General features: G+C 67.0%; 16 protein-coding genes. 11 read left to right on the top strand and 5 right to left on the bottom strand.

The genetic code is table 11. The features are described 5' to 3' along the window. Window positions 1-27: 27 nt before the first annotated feature. Window positions 28-1,428, top strand: a complete 1,401-nt coding sequence (gene smeF / locus AC5P9W_RS01005) for a multidrug efflux RND transporter outer membrane subunit SmeF (RefSeq protein WP_134729978.1) — start codon at window positions 28-30, stop codon at window positions 1,426-1,428. Window positions 1,429-1,543: 115 nt separating this feature from the next. On the opposite strand, the gene AC5P9W_RS01000 is transcribed toward smeF, so the two are convergent. The 4 genes from AC5P9W_RS01000 to AC5P9W_RS00985 form a co-directional block, all read right to left on the bottom strand. Further along, window positions 1,544-1,966 carry a low affinity iron permease family protein gene (locus AC5P9W_RS01000; RefSeq protein WP_010481401.1) on the bottom strand — a complete coding sequence of 141 codons (423 nt, stop codon included), beginning with the start codon at window positions 1,964-1,966 and terminating at the stop codon, window positions 1,544-1,546. Between the two features lie 67 nt (window positions 1,967-2,033). Next, window positions 2,034-2,369: a hypothetical protein gene (locus tag AC5P9W_RS00995; RefSeq protein ID WP_021203904.1), complete on the bottom strand. Its 336-nt coding sequence runs from the start codon at window positions 2,367-2,369 to the stop codon at window positions 2,034-2,036. A gap of 75 nt (window positions 2,370-2,444) precedes the next feature. Continuing rightward, window positions 2,445-2,705 carry a hypothetical protein gene (locus AC5P9W_RS00990; protein WP_021203905.1) on the bottom strand — a complete coding sequence of 87 codons (261 nt, stop codon included), beginning with the start codon at window positions 2,703-2,705 and terminating at the stop codon, window positions 2,445-2,447. 198 nt (window positions 2,706-2,903) lie between these two features. Next, window positions 2,904-3,356: a nucleoside deaminase gene (locus AC5P9W_RS00985; RefSeq protein ID WP_005419409.1), complete on the bottom strand. Its 453-nt coding sequence runs from the start codon at window positions 3,354-3,356 to the stop codon at window positions 2,904-2,906. 80 nt (window positions 3,357-3,436) lie between these two features. Here AC5P9W_RS00985 and ubiE point away from each other — a divergent pair, with 80 nt between their 5' ends. The 4 genes from ubiE to AC5P9W_RS00965 all read left to right on the top strand — a co-directional run bounded on the left by ubiE (window position 3,437) and on the right by AC5P9W_RS00965 (window position 7,789). Then, entirely contained in the window at window positions 3,437-4,198 is a 762-nt protein-coding gene (gene ubiE / locus AC5P9W_RS00980; protein ID WP_019660690.1) for a bifunctional demethylmenaquinone methyltransferase/2-methoxy-6-polyprenyl-1,4-benzoquinol methylase UbiE, read from the top strand. Between the two features lie 183 nt (window positions 4,199-4,381). After that, window positions 4,382-6,310 carry a M1 family metallopeptidase gene (locus AC5P9W_RS00975; RefSeq protein ID WP_021203906.1) on the top strand — a complete coding sequence of 643 codons (1,929 nt, stop codon included), beginning with the start codon at window positions 4,382-4,384 and terminating at the stop codon, window positions 6,308-6,310. Between the two features lie 127 nt (window positions 6,311-6,437). Further along, window positions 6,438-7,169: a hypothetical protein gene (locus AC5P9W_RS00970; protein ID WP_021203907.1), complete on the top strand. Its 732-nt coding sequence runs from the start codon at window positions 6,438-6,440 to the stop codon at window positions 7,167-7,169. Further along, the gene (locus tag AC5P9W_RS00965) at window positions 7,169-7,789 is read left to right on the top strand and encodes an HAD family hydrolase (protein ID WP_031270516.1); all 621 of its coding nucleotides are present in this window, start codon (window positions 7,169-7,171) and stop codon (window positions 7,787-7,789) included. Before AC5P9W_RS00970 ends, AC5P9W_RS00965 begins: the two co-directional genes overlap by 1 nt. Window positions 7,790-8,008: 219 nt before the next feature. On the opposite strand, the gene AC5P9W_RS00960 is transcribed toward AC5P9W_RS00965, so the two are convergent. Further along, window positions 8,009-8,947 carry a carbohydrate kinase family protein gene (locus AC5P9W_RS00960; protein ID WP_019660686.1) on the bottom strand — a complete coding sequence of 313 codons (939 nt, stop codon included), beginning with the start codon at window positions 8,945-8,947 and terminating at the stop codon, window positions 8,009-8,011. A gap of 283 nt (window positions 8,948-9,230) precedes the next feature. Here AC5P9W_RS00960 and AC5P9W_RS00955 point away from each other — a divergent pair, with 283 nt between their 5' ends. The 6 genes from AC5P9W_RS00955 to rodA (AC5P9W_RS00930) all read left to right on the top strand — a co-directional run bounded on the left by AC5P9W_RS00955 (window position 9,231) and on the right by rodA (AC5P9W_RS00930) (window position 16,406). Next, window positions 9,231-10,277, top strand: coding sequence for a rod shape-determining protein (locus AC5P9W_RS00955; RefSeq protein ID WP_005419402.1), 1,047 nt, complete (start codon window positions 9,231-9,233; stop codon window positions 10,275-10,277). A 121-nt stretch (window positions 10,278-10,398) separates the two neighbouring features. After that, window positions 10,399-11,496, top strand: a complete 1,098-nt coding sequence (mreC, locus tag AC5P9W_RS00950; RefSeq protein WP_206621543.1) for a rod shape-determining protein MreC — start codon at window positions 10,399-10,401, stop codon at window positions 11,494-11,496. Beyond that, window positions 11,493-11,978 carry a rod shape-determining protein MreD gene (mreD, locus tag AC5P9W_RS00945; protein ID WP_021204559.1) on the top strand — a complete coding sequence of 162 codons (486 nt, stop codon included), beginning with the start codon at window positions 11,493-11,495 and terminating at the stop codon, window positions 11,976-11,978. Before mreC ends, mreD begins: the two co-directional genes overlap by 4 nt. Window positions 11,979-11,981: 3 nt before the next feature. Further along, entirely contained in the window at window positions 11,982-14,054 is a 2,073-nt protein-coding gene (gene mrdA, locus AC5P9W_RS00940) for a penicillin-binding protein 2 (RefSeq protein WP_021204560.1), read from the top strand. Then, window positions 14,051-15,163: a rod shape-determining protein RodA gene (gene rodA / locus AC5P9W_RS00935; RefSeq protein ID WP_019660682.1), complete on the top strand. Its 1,113-nt coding sequence runs from the start codon at window positions 14,051-14,053 to the stop codon at window positions 15,161-15,163. Before mrdA ends, rodA (AC5P9W_RS00935) begins: the two co-directional genes overlap by 4 nt. A 148-nt stretch (window positions 15,164-15,311) precedes the next feature. After that, entirely contained in the window at window positions 15,312-16,406 is a 1,095-nt protein-coding gene (gene rodA, locus AC5P9W_RS00930; protein WP_031270823.1) for a rod shape-determining protein RodA, read from the top strand. Window positions 16,407-16,955: the final 549 nt, after the last annotated feature.

Raw genomic sequence — 16,955 nt, 5'->3', positions numbered from 1 at the left:
ACTACCTCCTGCCATCCGGCAGTACCGATGGAAGTCATTCCCATGAAAAGTGCATCCCTGTTCCTTTCCATTGCCGCCGCGCTCGCGCTGGCAGGTTGCTCCACCCTGGTGCCGAAGAACACCGCTGTCGCCCCGGCGATCCCGGCGCAGTGGCCGGCCGAGGCCGCGCAGGGCGAGGTGGCCGATGCCGCCGCCGTCGGCTGGCGCGACTTCTTCACCGATGCGCGCCTGCAGCAGGTGATCGAGCAGTCGCTGCAGAACAATCGCGACCTGCGCGTGGCCGTGCTCAACGTTGAACGCGCGCGCGGCCAGTACCGTGTGCAGCGCGCTGATCGCGTGCCCGGCGTGGCCGTTACCGGCCAGATGCAGCGCCAGGGCACCGATGCCGGTGTCAGCGAGCAGTTCACCGCCGGTGTCGGCGTGGCCGAGTTCGAGCTGGACCTGTTCGGCCGCGTGCGCAACCTCAGTGAAGCGGCACTGCAACAGTACTTCGCGGTGGCCGCCAACCGCCGCAACGCGCAGCTGAGCCTGGTTGCCGAGACCGCAACTGCGTGGCTGACGTATGGTGCCGACGCGCAGCGCCTGAAGATCGCCGAGGCCACGCTGAAGACCTACGAAGATTCGTTGCGCCTGGCCGAGGCCCGCCACGAGCGTGGCGGCAGTTCGGCACTGGAACTGACCCAGACCCGCACGCTGGTCGAGACCGCGCGCACCGATGCTGCGCGCCTGCGTGGCCAGCTGGCCCAGGACCGCAACGCGCTGGCGCTGCTGGCCGGTGGCCAGCTCGATCCGGCACTGCTGCCGGACGGCATCGAACCGCAGCTGCTGGCACTGGCACCGCCGCCGGCCGGCCTGCCCAGCGACGTGCTGCTGCAGCGCCCGGACATCATGGCCGCCGAGCACCAGCTGCTGGCGGCCAACGCCAATATCGGTGCGGCACGCGCGGCGTTCTTCCCCAGCATCTCGCTGACCGGCAGCATCGGCAGTGGTTCGAGCGAACTGTCCAACCTGTTCGACAGCGGTACGCGCGTGTGGAGCTTCCTGCCGAAGATCACGCTGCCGATCTTCCAGGGCGGCAAGCTGCGCGCCAACCTGGCCATCGCCAACGCCGATCGTGATATCGCTCTGGCGCAGTACGAGAAGTCGATCCAGGTGGGCTTCCGCGAAACCGCCGATGCGCTGGCGTTGAATGTCAGCCTGGACGAGCAGGTGAGTTCACAGCAGCGCCTGGTGGAAGCGGCCGAACAGGCCAACCGCCTGTCGCAGGCGCGCTACGACGCGGGCCTGGACAGCTTCGTGACCCTGCTGGATGCGCGACGTACCGCCTACAACGCACAACAGACCCAGCTGCAGGCGCGGCTGGCGCAGCAGGCCAACCGCATCACGCTGTACAAGGTGCTGGGCGGTGGCTGGCACGAGCGCAGCTGAGCAGCAATTCGATACCGGTAGCGCCGGGCCACGCCCGGCGGCTTTTCGTTCCTGCATGCCTGACGTCTGGGACGGACCGCACTTCGTGCTCGCCGGGCATGGCCCGGCGCTACCGTCAGATCGCTTCATCATCGCGCGGGGCCGCGCGGCAGGCGCGCACGCGCAGCAGCGCGTCACCGGCCTCGCGGGCCATGCGCTCGTATTCGGCGCGGATCTCTTCCAGGCGCGCTTCGTCCAGTTCTTCCAGGTCCAACAGCTCGTTGTTGGCCTCGGCGGTTGCCCGGATCAGCTCGTCCAGCTTGATCTGCATCGCGGCGGTGTCCGCGTTCTGCGTGTGCTGGATCAGGAACACCATCAGGAAGGTGATGATGGTGGTGCCGGTGTTGATCACCAGCTGCCAGGTGTCGTTGAAGCCGAACACCGGGCCACTGATGCCCCAGATCACCACGATCGCCACTGCAGCCAGGAAGGTCCACGGCGAGCCCGTGGCGGCCGCGGCCTTCTTGGCGATCGTATTGAACAGGTTTCGTGCTTTCATCGTCGTCGTCCCACCCAGGTGACGAGGATGATCGGCAGTGGCGCGTGGAGGCGCCGTGCAGCGGCCGTCAGGCGCGCATGCGTTGCAGTCGTGGCGCCTGCAGGCTGCGCACCGGGCTGCTCTGATAGACGTGCTGCCAGCAGAGGTCGACGAACTCGCGGGCCTGTGCTTCGCTCAGCCGCGGCATGATCTGCAGGGCGTACTGGGTCTGGAACATTTCGTCACGTTCGGCCTCGCTGGCGCGCGGCTGGGTGATCAGCGAATCACAGGCGAACTTGATCCACGGCACGTAGGAGCCGAACGAGTTGTGCGGCAGTGCGCCCTCGGCATGCTGGCGGCGCCAGTGGTCAAGCTCGGCGTCTACGTTGATGACCGGAGGAATGGTGGGGACTTCAGCGTGCATGACAATCCAGTTCGGTTGAGTGGAAAGGGAGTGGGGGTTCATCGGAGTGTGGCGTATCTGCCGGTGCATGCCGCGTCAGCGGGATGTGGAGCCGGTGTGGCGATTGCTGATCAGTTGCGCGTGCTCGACCGCCCCCATCTGCTCGGCCATGGTGGCCATCGCGTTGCACAGTCGCTCGTGATCGCGTGGCTGGCCGCGCACCAGTTCCAGCTGCAGGCCCTGGTAGGCACTCCAGAACGACGCACTGCGCCGGTGCAGCGCGAAGTGCTGCTGCAGGCGTTCGCGGATGGATTCGAGGATCGGGTCGGGCGTAGGTCGTACGGCGTGCGCGCACATGGCTGGCTCCGCCGGGGAAACGAGCCCCGGTAACCCCACCCTAGGCGTGTCAGCCGGGTGGGGTGTTACCGCAGTGTGTGCACGCAGTCCAGCTGACTGTGCGCGCGGTCACGGCAATGGCCGCAAACGCTGTCCGCACTAAGAGGTGGCGGCACTGAAGCGTTCATTAAACGGGTTCAACGGATGACGGTGTGTGGCTCATTCACCGATGTCTTCGTTCCAGATGTCCGGATGGCGGCTGATGAAATCGCCGAGCAGGTCGACGCATTCCTGGTTGTCGAGGTCGATCACGTTGACGCCGTTTTCCCGCAACCAGTCGATGCCGCCCTGGAAGGTGCGCGATTCGCCCACCACCACGGTGCCGATGTTGAACTGGCGCACCAGGCCAGAGCAGTACCAGCACGGTGCCAGGGTGGTGACCATGATCGTGTCCTGGTAACGGCGCTGGCGGCCGGCCTTGCGGAACGCATCGGTCTCGCCGTGCACCGACGGGTCGCCTTCCTGCACGCGGCGGTTGTGGCCGCAGCCAAGCAGGCGGCCGTCGTTGTGGTACAGGGCCGCGCCGATCGGCACGCCGCCCTCGGCCAGGCCTTGGCGGGCTTCGGCGATGGCGGTCTGCAGCAGGGCCTGGTAGTCGGGCGTGGTGATCATGCGGGGCTCCGGTAAGTCGTGGCCCGCCATGATACGGGCAGGGGGTGCCGCTGGCCCCCGGCGGTGCGATAATCGGGGCCATGAGCGAATCCCCCTACAAAGCCGGTACCACCCATTTCGGGTTCCGCGACGTCGCCGCCAAGGACAAGCAGAAGCTGGTCGGCCAGGTGTTCACCTCGGTCGCGCGCAACTACGACCTGATGAACGACCTGATGAGCCTGGGCGTGCACCGGGCGTGGAAGCGCTACTACGTGGCCACCGCGCAGGTGAAGCCGGGCGACCGCGTGCTCGATCTGGCGGGCGGCACCGGCGACATCGCCGCCCTGCTGAAGGAGCGCGTCGGCGCCGAGGGCTCGGTGGTGCTGGGCGACATCAACGCCGGCATGCTGTCGGTCGGCCGTGACCGCCTGACCAACCGCGGCCTGGTGCTGGGCCTGGACTACGTGCAGTGCAACGCCGAGGCCCTGCCGTTCCCGGACAACAGCTTCGACCTGGTCACCATCGCCTTCGGCCTGCGCAACGTGACCGACAAGGACGCTGGCCTGCGCGAGATGTACCGCGTGCTGAAAGTGGGCGGCCAGGCCCGCGTGCTGGAGTTCTCCGAAGTCACCGCGGACTGGTTCAAGCCGATCTACGACTTCCACTCGTTCAAGATCCTGCCGAAGCTGGGCAAGCTGTTCGCCAACGATTCGGACAGCTACCAGTACCTGGCCGAGAGCATCCGCAAGCACCCGCCGCAGGACGAACTGAAGGCGATGATGGCGCAGGCCGGCTTCGAGCGCTGCCACTACAAGAACCTGACCGGCGGCATCGTCTCGATCCACTCCGGCTACAAGCTGTAAGCCCGGTGTCCGGGTAGTGCCGGCCGCTGGCCGGCATCCCCGTGCCCGGTCATCGTCCGTGCGGATGCCGGCCAGCGGCCGGCACTACCGGTGCTGTGGGCCGCCATTACCCCGCACCGCGCAACGCCTGCGCGGCCGGAGGGAGTTACCATTGGGGTTTGATCCCCGTAACGGTCCCGATTCATGCGTAATCCGCTGATGCTCCTTCCGCTGGCCGTGGCCCTGGCCGCCGGCTGCTCCCAGGAGGCGGCCGCGCCCGCCGCCGCCCCGACTGCCGCAAAGGCCCCTGCCGCCCCCGTGAACGCCGAGAACCGCAGCCACGACGAAAGCTCGTACGCCGAGCCGGACAAGGTCGTCATCAAGGACATCGCGCTGGATCTGAAGCTGGACTTCGACCAGAAGCAGATCGGCGGCACCGCCACCTACACCCTGGAATGGAAGCAGAAGGACGCCAGGCAGCTGGTGCTCGACACCCGCGAGCTGACCGTGTCCAAGGTCGAGGCCGTCGCCGCCGACGGCGCGCGCAGCCCGCTGAAGTTCGAGCTGGCCGCCGCTGACAAGGTGTTCGGCAGCAAGCTGACCATCGAGGCCCCGGAACAGCCGGCCAAGGTGGAAGTGAGCTACCACACCGCACCGACGGCCTCGGGCCTGCAGTGGCTGGCGCCGTCGATGACCGAGGGCAAGAAGCTGCCCTTCATGTTCAGCCAGTCGCAGGCCATCCACGCCCGTTCGTGGGTGCCGCTGCAGGACACCCCGAGCGTGCGTTTCACCTACAGCGCGCACGTGGTCTCGCGCCCGGACGTGATGGTGCTGATGAGCGCCGACAACGATCCGAAGGCCGCGCGTGACGGTGACTACACCTTCAAGATGCCGCAGCCGATTCCGTCCTACCTGCTGGCCATCGCGGCCGGCGACCTGGTGTTCGAGCCGATCTCCGGCCGCTCCGGCGTCTGGGCCGAGCCGACCATGGTCAACAAGGCCGCCAAGGAATTCGAGGACACCGAGAAGATGATCGGTGCCGCCGAGAAGCTGTACGGCGAATACCGCTGGGGCCGCTACGACATGCTGGTGCTGCCGCCGTCGTTCCCGTTCGGCGGCATGGAGAACCCGCGCCTGACCTTCGCCACCCCGACCGTGATCGTCGGCGACAAGTCGCTGGTCTCGCTGGTCGCCCATGAACTGGCGCACAGCTGGTCGGGCAACCTGGTGACCAACGCCAGCTGGAAGGACATCTGGCTCAATGAAGGCTTCACTACCTACGTCCAGGGCCGCATCACCGAAGCCCTGTACGGCAAGGAGATGGCCGAGATGGAGAAGCAGATCGACCAGACCGACCTGCTGGCCGAAGTGAAGGACATGAGCCCGGCCGACCAGGCGCTGGCGCTGCCGCCGCTGAACGAGCGCGACCCCGACGAAGCGCTCAGCCAGGTCGCCTACGTCAAGGGTGCATGGTTCCTGGAGTTCCTGGAGCAGCGCTTCGGCCGCGAGACCTTCGATCCGTTCCTGCGCGGCTGGTTCGATGACCATGCTTTCCAGAGCGCGAACACCGACCAGTTCGTCGGCTACATGAAGAAGAACCTGCTGCCGAAGAATCCGTCGGCAGTGACCGAGGCCGAACTGAAGGCATGGCTGGACGAGCCGGGTATCCCGGCGTTCGCGGCCAAGGCGCAGTCGCGCAACTTCAGCAGCGTCGATACCGCACGCATCGCCTTTGCCAGCGCCGGCACCGTGCCCAGCAGCCAGGTCATCGCCGACTGGAGCACCCAGGAATGGGTGCGCTTCATCGACGGCTTGGGCGCGACCCAGCCGCTGGACAAGCTGGCCACGCTGGACAAGGCCTTCCACTTCACCGGCACCCCGAATGGCGAAATCGCCATGCGCTGGTACCCGCTGGCGATCCGCAGCGGCTACGAGCAGGCCAATGAAGGCGCGGCGGCATTCATCGAGCGCGTCGGCCGTCGCAAGCTGATCCTGCCGATCTACGCCGAACTGGTGAAGACCCCGAAGGGGCTGGAGCTGGCCAAGCAGGCCTTCGAAAAGGCCAAGCCGGGCTACCACCCGATCACCACCGCCTCGGTCCAGGACATGCTGGCCAAGGCTGAAGCCAAGTAAGCGGTAGTGCCGGCCGCTGGCCGGCAACCGGTCACTGCTTCACCACCAACGGCGGGGAAACCCGCCGTTGGTGTATCCGCTTTTCGCTGCCGATAGAATCGGGATGCACTCGCAAAGGACCTCCGCCATGAAACGACTGATCCTGCTCACCGCCTGCACGCTGGCGCTGGCCGCCTGCAGCAACCCCGAGGAAGAACGCAAGGCGAAGGAAGCCGCCGCAGCCGCCGTGCAGGCGCAGAAGGAGGCCAAGGCCGAAGACGTGGCCAAGCAGTACGACATGGCCGTGGCCGCGCAGGACTGGGAGCGCGCGCGCCTGCATGGTGCCTCGCTGCTGGACCAGTACAAGGACACCGCGGCCGCCGAGCGCATCGCCGCAGGCTTCGACGAGGTCAAGGCCAAGGGCGATGCCGCGCGCGACTTGCGCCGCATGCAGGCACTGTGGCAGTACAACCAGATCCCGGTGGGCAACAAGGGCAACCAGGTTTCGGCGCAGATCTACAGCAAGGAACGGGTGGACGTGGATGGCAGCGGCGCCAAGCCGGTGCAGCTGGTGTTCCGCGATCATCCGGAGTGGAAGCGGCATGCGTATCTGGTGCTGCAGGCCGGCGATTTCCGTTGCCCGCAGTGCACGGTGAAAGTAACCGTGGACGACGGCAAGCCGATTTCCATGGCGGCGTGGCGTCCGAAGACCGATGAAGCCATTGCCCTGTTCATCACCGACCAGAAGGCGCTGTGGAAGCTGGCGCGCAAGGGCAAATCGATCAGCATCGAGTTCCCGGTCAAGGCCGGTGGCACCCGCACCGCTGTGTTCGAAACCGGTGGCGTCGACGCCAGCCGCATGCCGCAGTGGTGGCAGTGATCGTTGCGGCGGGCAGCGCCGTGCACGCGTTGTCCGCGATCCGGCACTGGGTGTTCGACATGGATGGCACGCTGACCGTCGCCGTGCATGATTTCGCCGCGATCCGCCACGCGCTGGAGATCGCGGCCGAGGAAGACATCCTTGACCATATTGCGGCCTTGCCGGACGCACCGGCGCAGGCCAAGCGCGCGTGGCTGCTGGATCATGAGCGCGCGCTGGCCGAGGACGCACTGCCGGCACCGGGTGCGCTGAAGCTGCTGCGCGCGTTGTCGGCGGCAGGCTGCCGGCTCGGCATCCTGACCCGCAATGATCATGCGCTGGCGAAGCTGACCTTGGACGCGATCGGGGTCGGGGCGTTGTTCGACGATGCCGACATCATCGGCCGCGATGAAGCGGTGCCCAAACCCTCACCGGATGGCCTGCAGCAGCATCTGCGGCGTTGGGGGATCGGGGCTGCGGAGGCAGTGATGGTCGGTGACCACGCCTACGACCTGGAGTGCGGCCGTGCCGCAGGCACGCACACCGTGCTGGTCAATCTGCCGGAAAATCCGTGGCCGGGCCGTGCCGACTGGCATTTCGCCGATTGCCGCGCCTTGTTGGCTGCCTGGCAGGGCGCCTGATGATGTAGAGCCGAGCCCACGCTCGGCTGCTCTCCGGTCAGATCGCGCTGGCGCGCGCAAGCCGAGCATGGCTCGGCTCTACAGGAATCAAACAGTGTGTCGACCAAGGTCGACACCTACCAACAGCATTCCCAGCAGCGCATCGGGTGGAAAGCCCCTTGTTGTTCAAGGGGGCGCGCCGAAGGCGCGGGGATAAGGTGGAATGCGCGAGCAATTTGGTTACGCGCTAAGCGCGTAGCCAAATTGCTGCTTGAACTGCTCGTTGAACTCATCGAAAGTGAAGCGCTGGTTCTGCGTGCCCGGGTGTTCGACCTTCAGCGCGCCCATCAGGTTGCCCATGCGGCCGATGGTCAGCCAGTCGTAGCCCTTCTGGATGCCGTAGATCAGGCCGGCGCGGAAGGCGTCGCCACAGCCGGTCGGGTCGACCACGCGGCGCTCGTGCGCCGGCGGGATGTCGTAGCTCTTTTCCGGGGTGTGGATGACCGCACCCTTCGGGCCACGGGTGGTGATGTAGGCCTTGACCCGGCTGACGATCTCCTTTTCGTCCCAGCCGGTGCGCTCCTGCAGCAGGTTCGACTCGTAGTCGTTGACCACCACGTAGTCGGCCTGATCGATGAACGCGCGCAGCTCCGGGCCGTTGAACAGCGGCATGGCCTGGCCCGGGTCGAAGATGAACGGGATTCCGTCCTCGTGGAATTCCTGCGCGTTCTGGATCATGCCTTCGCGGCCGTCCGGGCCGACCAGGCCCAGGGTCACGCCCGGCACGCCACGCACGTGGTTCTCGTAGGAACGCATCATCGCGCCCGGGTGGAAGGCGGTGATCTGGTTGTTGTCGTGATCGGTGGTGATGAACGCCTGCGGGGTGAACAGCTCATCGATCACGCGCACGCGCGACAGGTCGATGCCCAGGCCTTCGAAGTACTCGCGGTACGGGCCGAAGTCCGATCCCACCGTGCCCATCGGGATCGGCTGGCCACCCAGCAGGTGCAGGTTGTAGGCGATGTTGCCGGCGCAGCCGCCGAACTCGCGGCGCATGCGTGGGACCAGGAACGACACGTTCAGGATGTGCACCTTGTCCGGCAGGATGTGATTCTTGAACTGGTCCGGGAACACCATGATGGTGTCGAAGGCAAGAGAACCACAGATCAGAGCGGACATCGATGTAAGCCTATGCGGTGAATTTTGGGGTGGGCCGGCCCGGTTCAGCGGGCAAGCAAACGGCGCCCTTGGGCGCCCGACGGCGCAAAGGTTACCCGCTGGTGCCGCTCAGGGCCAGAACCGGGTGAGACCTGATCAGGCCGAAAGCCTGTGAAGACGCGGGTTCAGCTAGTTTTTTCCTTGCTCGGCGGCAGGCGGGTTGCTAGGCTTGTCGGCCTCGATTTCTGCCCATTTTTTCGCCATCCCGCGGCGGGCACGACACCCCTCAGGACTCCTTCCTCAGATGTTCAAGAAACTCCGTGGCATGTTCTCCAACGACCTGTCCATCGACCTGGGCACGGCCAACACCCTCATCTACGTGCGCGGGCAGGGGATCGTACTGAACGAGCCATCGGTCGTGGCCGTGCGCCAGGACCGTGCCATCGGTGGCACCCGCTCGGTGGCAGCCGTAGGCGCCGAAGCCAAGCAGATGCTGGGCCGTACCCCGGGCCACATCACCACCATCCGCCCGATGAAGGACGGCGTCATCGCCGACTTCACCTACACCGAGGCGATGCTCAAGCACTTCATCAAGAAGGTGCACAAGTCGCGCGTGCTGCGCCCGAGCCCGCGCGTGCTGGTCTGCGTGCCGGCCGGTTCGACCCAGGTCGAGCGCCGCGCGATCAAGGAATCGGCCGAGGAAGCCGGTGCCCGTGACGTGTTCCTGATCGAAGAGCCGATGGCCGCCGCGATCGGCGCCGGCATGCCGGTCACCGAAGCCCGTGGCTCGATGGTCATCGACATCGGCGGCGGCACCACCGAAGTGGCGGTGATCTCGCTCAACGGCATCGTCTATTCGGCCTCGGTCCGCATCGGCGGCGACCGCTTCGACGAGTCCATCACCAACTACGTGCGCCGCAACCACGGCATGCTGATCGGTGAAGCCACCGCCGAGCGCATCAAGGTCGAGCTGGGCTGCGCCTACCCGCAGGCGGAAGTGATCGAGATGGAAATCTCCGGCCGCAACCTCGCCGAGGGCGTGCCGAAGATGATCAAGATCAGCTCCAACGAGGTGCTCGAGGCCCTGCACGAACCGCTGTCGGGCATCGTCAGCGCGGTGAAGCTGGCGCTGGAGCAGACCCCGCCGGAACTGTGCGCCGACGTCGCCGAGCGCGGCATCGTGCTGACCGGTGGCGGCGCCCTGCTGCGCGACCTGGACCGCCTGATCTCCGAGGAAACCGGCCTGCACGTGCAGGTGGCCGACGATCCGCTGACCTGCGTGGCCCGCGGCGGCGGTCGTGCGCTGGAGCTGGTGGACATGCACGGCAACGAGTTCTTTGCGCCGGAATAAGCCGTCCCGGCCGTTCCTGCCCGCCGCGCCCTTCCGGGGTGCGGCCCGCCGTGATGGCGGGCCGGCACCGGCGGGGCGCCCGCGTGTTTCCCTTCCGCCTTCTGCCAGTTGAATCGTTGCCGTGCCGCCCTACGCCGGTCCTCCCGTCGCCTCCCGATCCGGTGATGCCGCCAGCCCCCTGCGGTTGCTGGCCTATCTCGCGTTGGCCATCACGCTGATCGTGCTCGATGACCAGGCCGGCTGGCTGGCGCGCCTGCGCGAGCAGGCCAACAGCCTGGTGCAGCCGGTCTGGGCACTGGCCGGCCTGCCCGGCAAGCTCGGCAACCAGGTCAAGGATTCCGCCGCCAGCCACAGCCAGCTGGTCACCGAAAACCGCGAACTGCGCAACCAGCTGCTGCTGGCCAACGCGCGCCTGACCCGCCTGCAGACCGCCGCACTGGACAATGCCCAGCTGCGCGAACTGCTGAACGTGGCCGAGCGCAGTGGCCTGGACGTGCAGCTGGCGCCGATCCTGGACATCGACCTGGACCCGGTCAAACAGCGCCTGGTACTCGATGCCGGCAGCCGCGAGGGCGTGCATGTCGGCCAGGCGGTGATCGACGCCGGCGGCCTGATGGGCCAGGTGATCAGCGTCACCGGCGGCACCTCTACCGTGCTGCTGCTGACCGACCCTGACCATGCCGTGCCGGTTACCGTGGCCCGCAACGGCGTTCGCCTGATCGTCTATGGCCGCGGCGACACGCTGGAACTGCGCGATATTCCGCTCAGCGCCGGGGTGGAAGTGGGCGATGAGATCGTCACCTCCGGCCTCGGTGGCCGCTTCCCGGCGGGCTTCCCGGTCGGCACCATCACTGCACTGCGACCGGACGACACCCATGCCTTCCTGGTCGGCGAACTGAAGCCGGCGGCGCAGCTCGACCGCGGCCGCGACGTGCTGCTGCTGCGCCCGGGCGCGGCGATCCGCATTCCGCCGGAGCTGCGCCTGCAGCTGGAAGAAACCGCCCCGGGTGGCCCGGCCACCGGCGCCACCGTGCCCGTGGGAACCGCGCCAGCGGCATCGACGCCAGCTCCGGTCAGCGCCCCGGTAGTGCCGGCCGCTGGCCGGCAACAGCCCTCGTCGCAAACGAGGTCTGTTGCCCCCGCATCCTCCCCTGATCCTGCTGCTCCGGTAGTGCCGGCCGCTGGCCGGCACCCGACCACGCCGGAGGCGCAGCGATGAGCCGCCTGCGCGACAACCCATGGGTGCTGCCGGCCAGCCTGGTGGTGGCGCTGCTGCTGGGCCTGCTGCCGTTGCCGGCGCTGCTGCAGCCGCTGCGCCCGTACTGGCTGGCGCTGGTGCTGGCGTACTGGGTCATCGAAGCGCCCGAGCGCGTCGGCCTGGGCATCGCCTTCGCCAGCGGCGTCATCGCCGACCTGCTGTACGGCGGTGTCCTCGGCGAACAGGCACTTCGGCTGGTGATGCTGGCTTTCATCCTGCAGCGCTTCCGCGCGCGCATCCGCTTCTTCCCGATGTCGCAGCAGATGCTGGCCATCGGCGGCCTGCTGTTCAACGACCGCATCGTCAGCGCACTGGTGCACATCCTGGTGGGCGAACCGACCCTGCCGTGGTCGTACTGGTGGGCCCCGCTGCTGGGCATGGGCCTGTGGCCGCTGGTGTTCGTGCTGCTGGACGCGGTGCGCTTCGGCAAGCGCGGGCGCTGAGCCATGATTCCGCGCCGCCAGGTCAAGAATCCACACGCCGAAGCCGAGCAGTTCCGCCGTCGCGCGGCGCTCGGTTTCCTGGGCGTGCTGGTCTGCCTGCTGGGGCTGGGCGGCTGGTACTTCAAGCTGCAGGTGCTGGACCACGACGTCTATGCCACGCGCTCGGAAGCCAACCGCATCAAGCCGCGGCCGGTGGTGCCCGGGCGCGGCATGATCTACGACCGCAATGGCCGCCTGCTGGCCGAGAACGTGCCGGCGTTCCGCCTGGACGTGACCCCAGACAAGGTCAAGGACATGGACGCCACCCTGGAAGGGCTGGCGAAGATCATCAGCATCAGCCCGGAAGAGCTTGAAGCGTTCAACAAGTCGCGCAAGGCGCGCCGCAAGTTCCTGCCGGTCACGCTGAAGCTGCGCATGAGCGACGAGGAGATGGCGCGCTTTGCCGTCGACCGCTGGCGTTTCCCGGGGGTCGAGCTGGAACCCTACCTGACCCGGCGCTACCCGTATGGCGATCTGTTCGCGCACATCATCGGCTACGTCGGTCGCGTCGATGACAAGGATCTGGAAATCCTCGGCGAAGGTAATGCCGCGCTGACCCACATCGGCAAATCCGGCCTGGAGCGCTATTACGAGCAGCAGCTGCGTGGCCGGGTCGGCTATGAACAGGTCGAGACCAACGTGCAGGGCCGCGCGATCCGCACCATCGGCCGGGTGGCCGCGCAGTCCGGTGCGGACCTGCGGCTGTCGATCGACGCCGACCTGCAGCGCGCGATGGTGGCTGCCTTCGGCGACCAGGAAGGCTCGGCGGTGGCGATGGACCCGCGTACCGGCGAAGTGCTGGCGATGGTCAGCCTGCCGTCCTACGACCCCAACCTGTTCGTCAACGGCATTTCCCATGCCGACTTCAAGGCATTGAACGAAAACCCGTCGCGGCCGCAGTTCAACCGCCTGGTGCTCGGTGGCGTCGCCCCCGGTTCCACGCTGAAACCCCTGATCGGCCTGGCCGGCCTGGATTCGGGCGTGCGCCGCCCGGAAGACAAGGTGCTGTCCACCGGCATGTTCTACCTGCCCGGCACTTCACGTGGCTGGGGTGATGCGCATCGCGGCGGCCACGGCTGGACCGACCTGCGCAAGTCGATCGCCGAATCGGTCAATACCTATTACTACAAGCTGGCGCTGGACCTGGGCATCGAGCGCTTCGACCATTACATGGAGTACTACGGCTTCGGCCAGCCGACCGGCATCGACCTCACCGGCGAAATCGGCGGCATCCTGCCGTCGCCGGCCTACAAGCGGAAGACCCGCAAGGAAGCCTGGTTCCCGGGCGACACGGTCAACATCAGCATCGGCCAGGGCGACTGGAAGGTCACCCCGCTGCAGCTGGCGCGCGGCGTCAGCGCGCTGGCCGACGGCCAGCTGCGCACCCCGCACCTGGTGATCCAGCAGCGCGAAGGATTCGACAGCGACTGGACGGCAATGCCGGCCGGCGAAAGCAAGCCGATCAGCCCCAACCCCAACAACGTGCAGGCCGTGCGCGAGGGCATGATGGCGACCATGCGGCCCGGCGGCAGCGGCTGGCGCGTGGCGGTGGGTGCGCCGTACGTGATGGCCGGCAAGACCGGTACCGCACAGGTCATCAGCCGCAAGGGCACTGCTGCAGTGAACCCGAAGAGCCTGCCGATGCACCTGCGCCACCGCGCGCTGTTCGTTGGCTTCGCGCCGGTCGAAAACCCGGTGATCGCGATTGCGGTGGCGGTGGAAGGCGGTGGCTACGGTGGTTCAGCCGCGGCGCCGATCGCCCGCAAGGTGTTCGATGCCTACCTGCTGGGCAAGATGCCCGAAGGCATGCAGCCGCTGGACAGCGAGCGCGGCACCACTGCCATCGGCGCCACCGCGTTCGACAACGAAGACGCGAGCGCGCGCCAGGCCGGCGATCTTGCCGCTGCGCAGGTGGGAGAACATCCGGTGCTGATCGGCGTGCCTGCACCGGCGCCTGCACCCGCGCCGCAGCCGGATGCGCAGGCCGCCGCGTTGCCGGCCACGCCACGGCCGACCCCTGCGGAGCCCGCACGATGAGAGTGTTCCTGCGTTGGGCCGGCGACATGCTGCGCCGCTTCTTCAGTACGCTGGACTGGGTGCTGTGCCTGGCCCTCGGCGCGCTGATGGTGATCGGCCTGGCGACCCTGAAGAGTGCCGGAGGCGACAGCCTGGTGATGGCCCAGGGCGCGCGCTTCGCGGTGGGCATGGCGGCGCTGTGGGGCATCTCGCGCGTGCCTATCCTGCGCATCCGCTCGGCCACGCCGATGATCTATGCGATCTCGATGATTCCGTTGCTGGCGGTGTTCGTGCTCGGCACCGGCAAGTATGGCCGGCAGTGGCTGGACCTGAAGTTCTTCTACCTGCAGCCGGCCGAGCTGCTGAAGGTGAGCCTGCCGATGATGGTGGCCTGGTACCTGCACAGGATGCCGCTGCCACCGCGCTTCAATACCGTGCTCGTGGCCTTGGTCATCATCGGCGTACCGACCGGCCTGGTGATGCTGCAGCCGGACTTCGGCACCGGTGTGCTGATCGCCGCCAGTGGCGTGTTCGTGCTGCTGCTGGCAGGCCTGCCGTGGTGGTGGGTTGGGCTGGGCGTAGGCGGCGTGGCCGCGGTCGCGCCGGTGGCCTGGTTCTGGCTGCTGCGGCCGTACCAGAAGGACCGCATCATGATGTTCCTGGACCCGGAAATGGACGCGCTTGGCGCCGGCTGGAACATCATCCAGTCGAAGATCGCGATCGGTTCCGGGGGCTTCGATGGCAAGGGCTGGGGCGAGGGCTCGCAGTCGCACCTGAACTTCATTCCCGAGCAGACCACCGACTTCGCGTTCTCGGTGCTGAGCGAGGAATTCGGCTGGATCGGCGTGGCCACCGTGCTGGCGCTGTACCTGCTGGTGATCGGGCGTTGCCTGTGGATTGCCAGCCAATCGCGCGATTCCTATTCGCGCCTGCTTGCCGGGGCCACCGGACTGGCGTTCTTCGTCTACGTACTGGTCAACGGCGGGATGATTTCCGGCCTGCTGCCGGTGGTGGGCGTGCCGATGCCGCTGATCAGTTACGGCGGTACCTCGGCGGTGTCACTGCTGGCCGGCTTCGGCCTGGTGATGGCGGTGCGCAGCCACAACCCGGTGCACGGCGGCTACGGCTAGTCGCCGCGCTTCCTGCTCCTGATTCTTGTAGAGCCGAGCCATGCTCGGCTGCTTCTGCTGTATGAAAGGCAGTCGGGCATGGCTCGACTCTACAAATGCGGCACCGCGCTGACAGCTTCACGCAAGCACGCATTGCTACCGTGGCCGTGTGGAATGGAAACGACTGCTTGGCGGCTGCCGTGAGGCGGTGCGCACGATCGATCTGCCGTTGCTGGTTGCGTTGTTGATCCTGATGGGCGTCGGCCTGGCGGTGCTGCACAGCGTGTCCGGCCCCGTGGCCGGGCAGGCGGCGCGCTTTGCCGGTGGCCTGGTGGCGATGTGGCTGCTGTCGCGTGTTTCGCTGCTGCGCCTGCGGGCGTGGACACCAGCGTTGTATGCGTTGTCGATGCTGCCGCTGATGGCGGTCTACGTGGTCGGCACCGGCAAATACGGGCAGCGCTGGCTCAACCTCGGCGTGTTCTACCTGCAACCGTCCGAACTGCTCAAGCTCAGCCTGCCGCTGATGATGGCCTGGTACCTGCATCGCCAACCGCTGCCGCCGTCGCCACGCACGGTACTGACGGCTGCGGTGCTGATCGGCATGCCTGCAGTACTGATCCTGATGCAGCCCAACCTCGGTACCGCAACGCTGGTCACCGCCAGCGGCGTGTTCGCCTTGTTGCTGGCGGGCCTGCACTGGGGATGGGTGGCGACCGGGGCAACAGGGCTTGCGGTGGCCGCACCCCTGGCATGGTTCGGTCTGTTGCGTCAGTACCAGAAGGATCGCGTGCTGACCTTCCTCGATCCGGCGGCAGACCCGCTCGGCACCGGTTGGAACATCCTGCAGTCACGCATCGCGATCGGCTCCGGTGGCTGGGACGGGCGCGGCTGGGGGCAGGGCACCCAGGCCACGCTGGACTTCCTGCCTGAGTACACCACGGACTTCGCGTTCTCGGTGCTGGCCGAAGAGTTCGGCTGGATCGGGGTGGCCACCGTGTTTGCGCTGTACCTGTTCGTGGTCGGCCGCTGCCTGTGGATCGCGGTGCACGCCCGCGACACGCACGCAAGGTTGCTGGCCGGCAGCCTGGGCTTGGCGTTCTTCGTGTACGTACTGGTGAACGGCGGGATGATTTCCGGCCTGCTGCCGGTGGTGGGCATTCCGATGCCGTTGATCAGTTATGGCGGTACCTCGGCGGTGTCGCTGCTGGCGGGTATCGGGCTGGTGATGGCGGTGCGCGGGCACCGACCTGTGCACGGGGGATAGGGTTTCCAGCCAACGGCGCAGCCCCTCGTGGATGACCGCGCAAAGCAGTTCATGGGTGGGGCCGGGTAGATGGGCCGCGCAGGGGACGATGCAAGTACATCCATGTAAGCTCGGTCGCCGCATCCATGCGGCTCACGCCCCTGCGCAGCCCATCTACCCGGCCACGGACAGGTTCCGTGCGCGTCTCCCCCGGAGAAGAAAAAGAAGATCAAAAGCAAAGGCGGCCTGGCGGGTCGCTTCATTGCCTTGTGTAGAGCCGATCCATGCTCGGGTCACGAGCAAGCGCAGCGTCGCGATCTTTTGATCTTCTTTTTCTTCTCCGTGGGTGGCAGACCTCCGAAATCTGTCAGAGGCCGGTCGGGTTGGGTACGCGGGGGTGTCAGCCGCATGGATGCGGCTGCCAAGCCTCCAGGGACGGATTCACGGCGTCCCCCGCGTACCCAACCCGACCGGCCCACCCGCGGCTTCTCCTTTCCGCGACCACCCAGACACCACCCACGAGGGGCTGCGCCGATGGCTGGAAACTTCCTGACTCTGCGCAACGCCAGT

It is taken from the genome of Stenotrophomonas sp. YJH_SMC_33, from assembly GCF_059372295.1.
The sequence above is the reverse complement of the archived record's forward strand: the minus strand, read 5'-3'. Positions and strand labels throughout refer to the sequence as shown.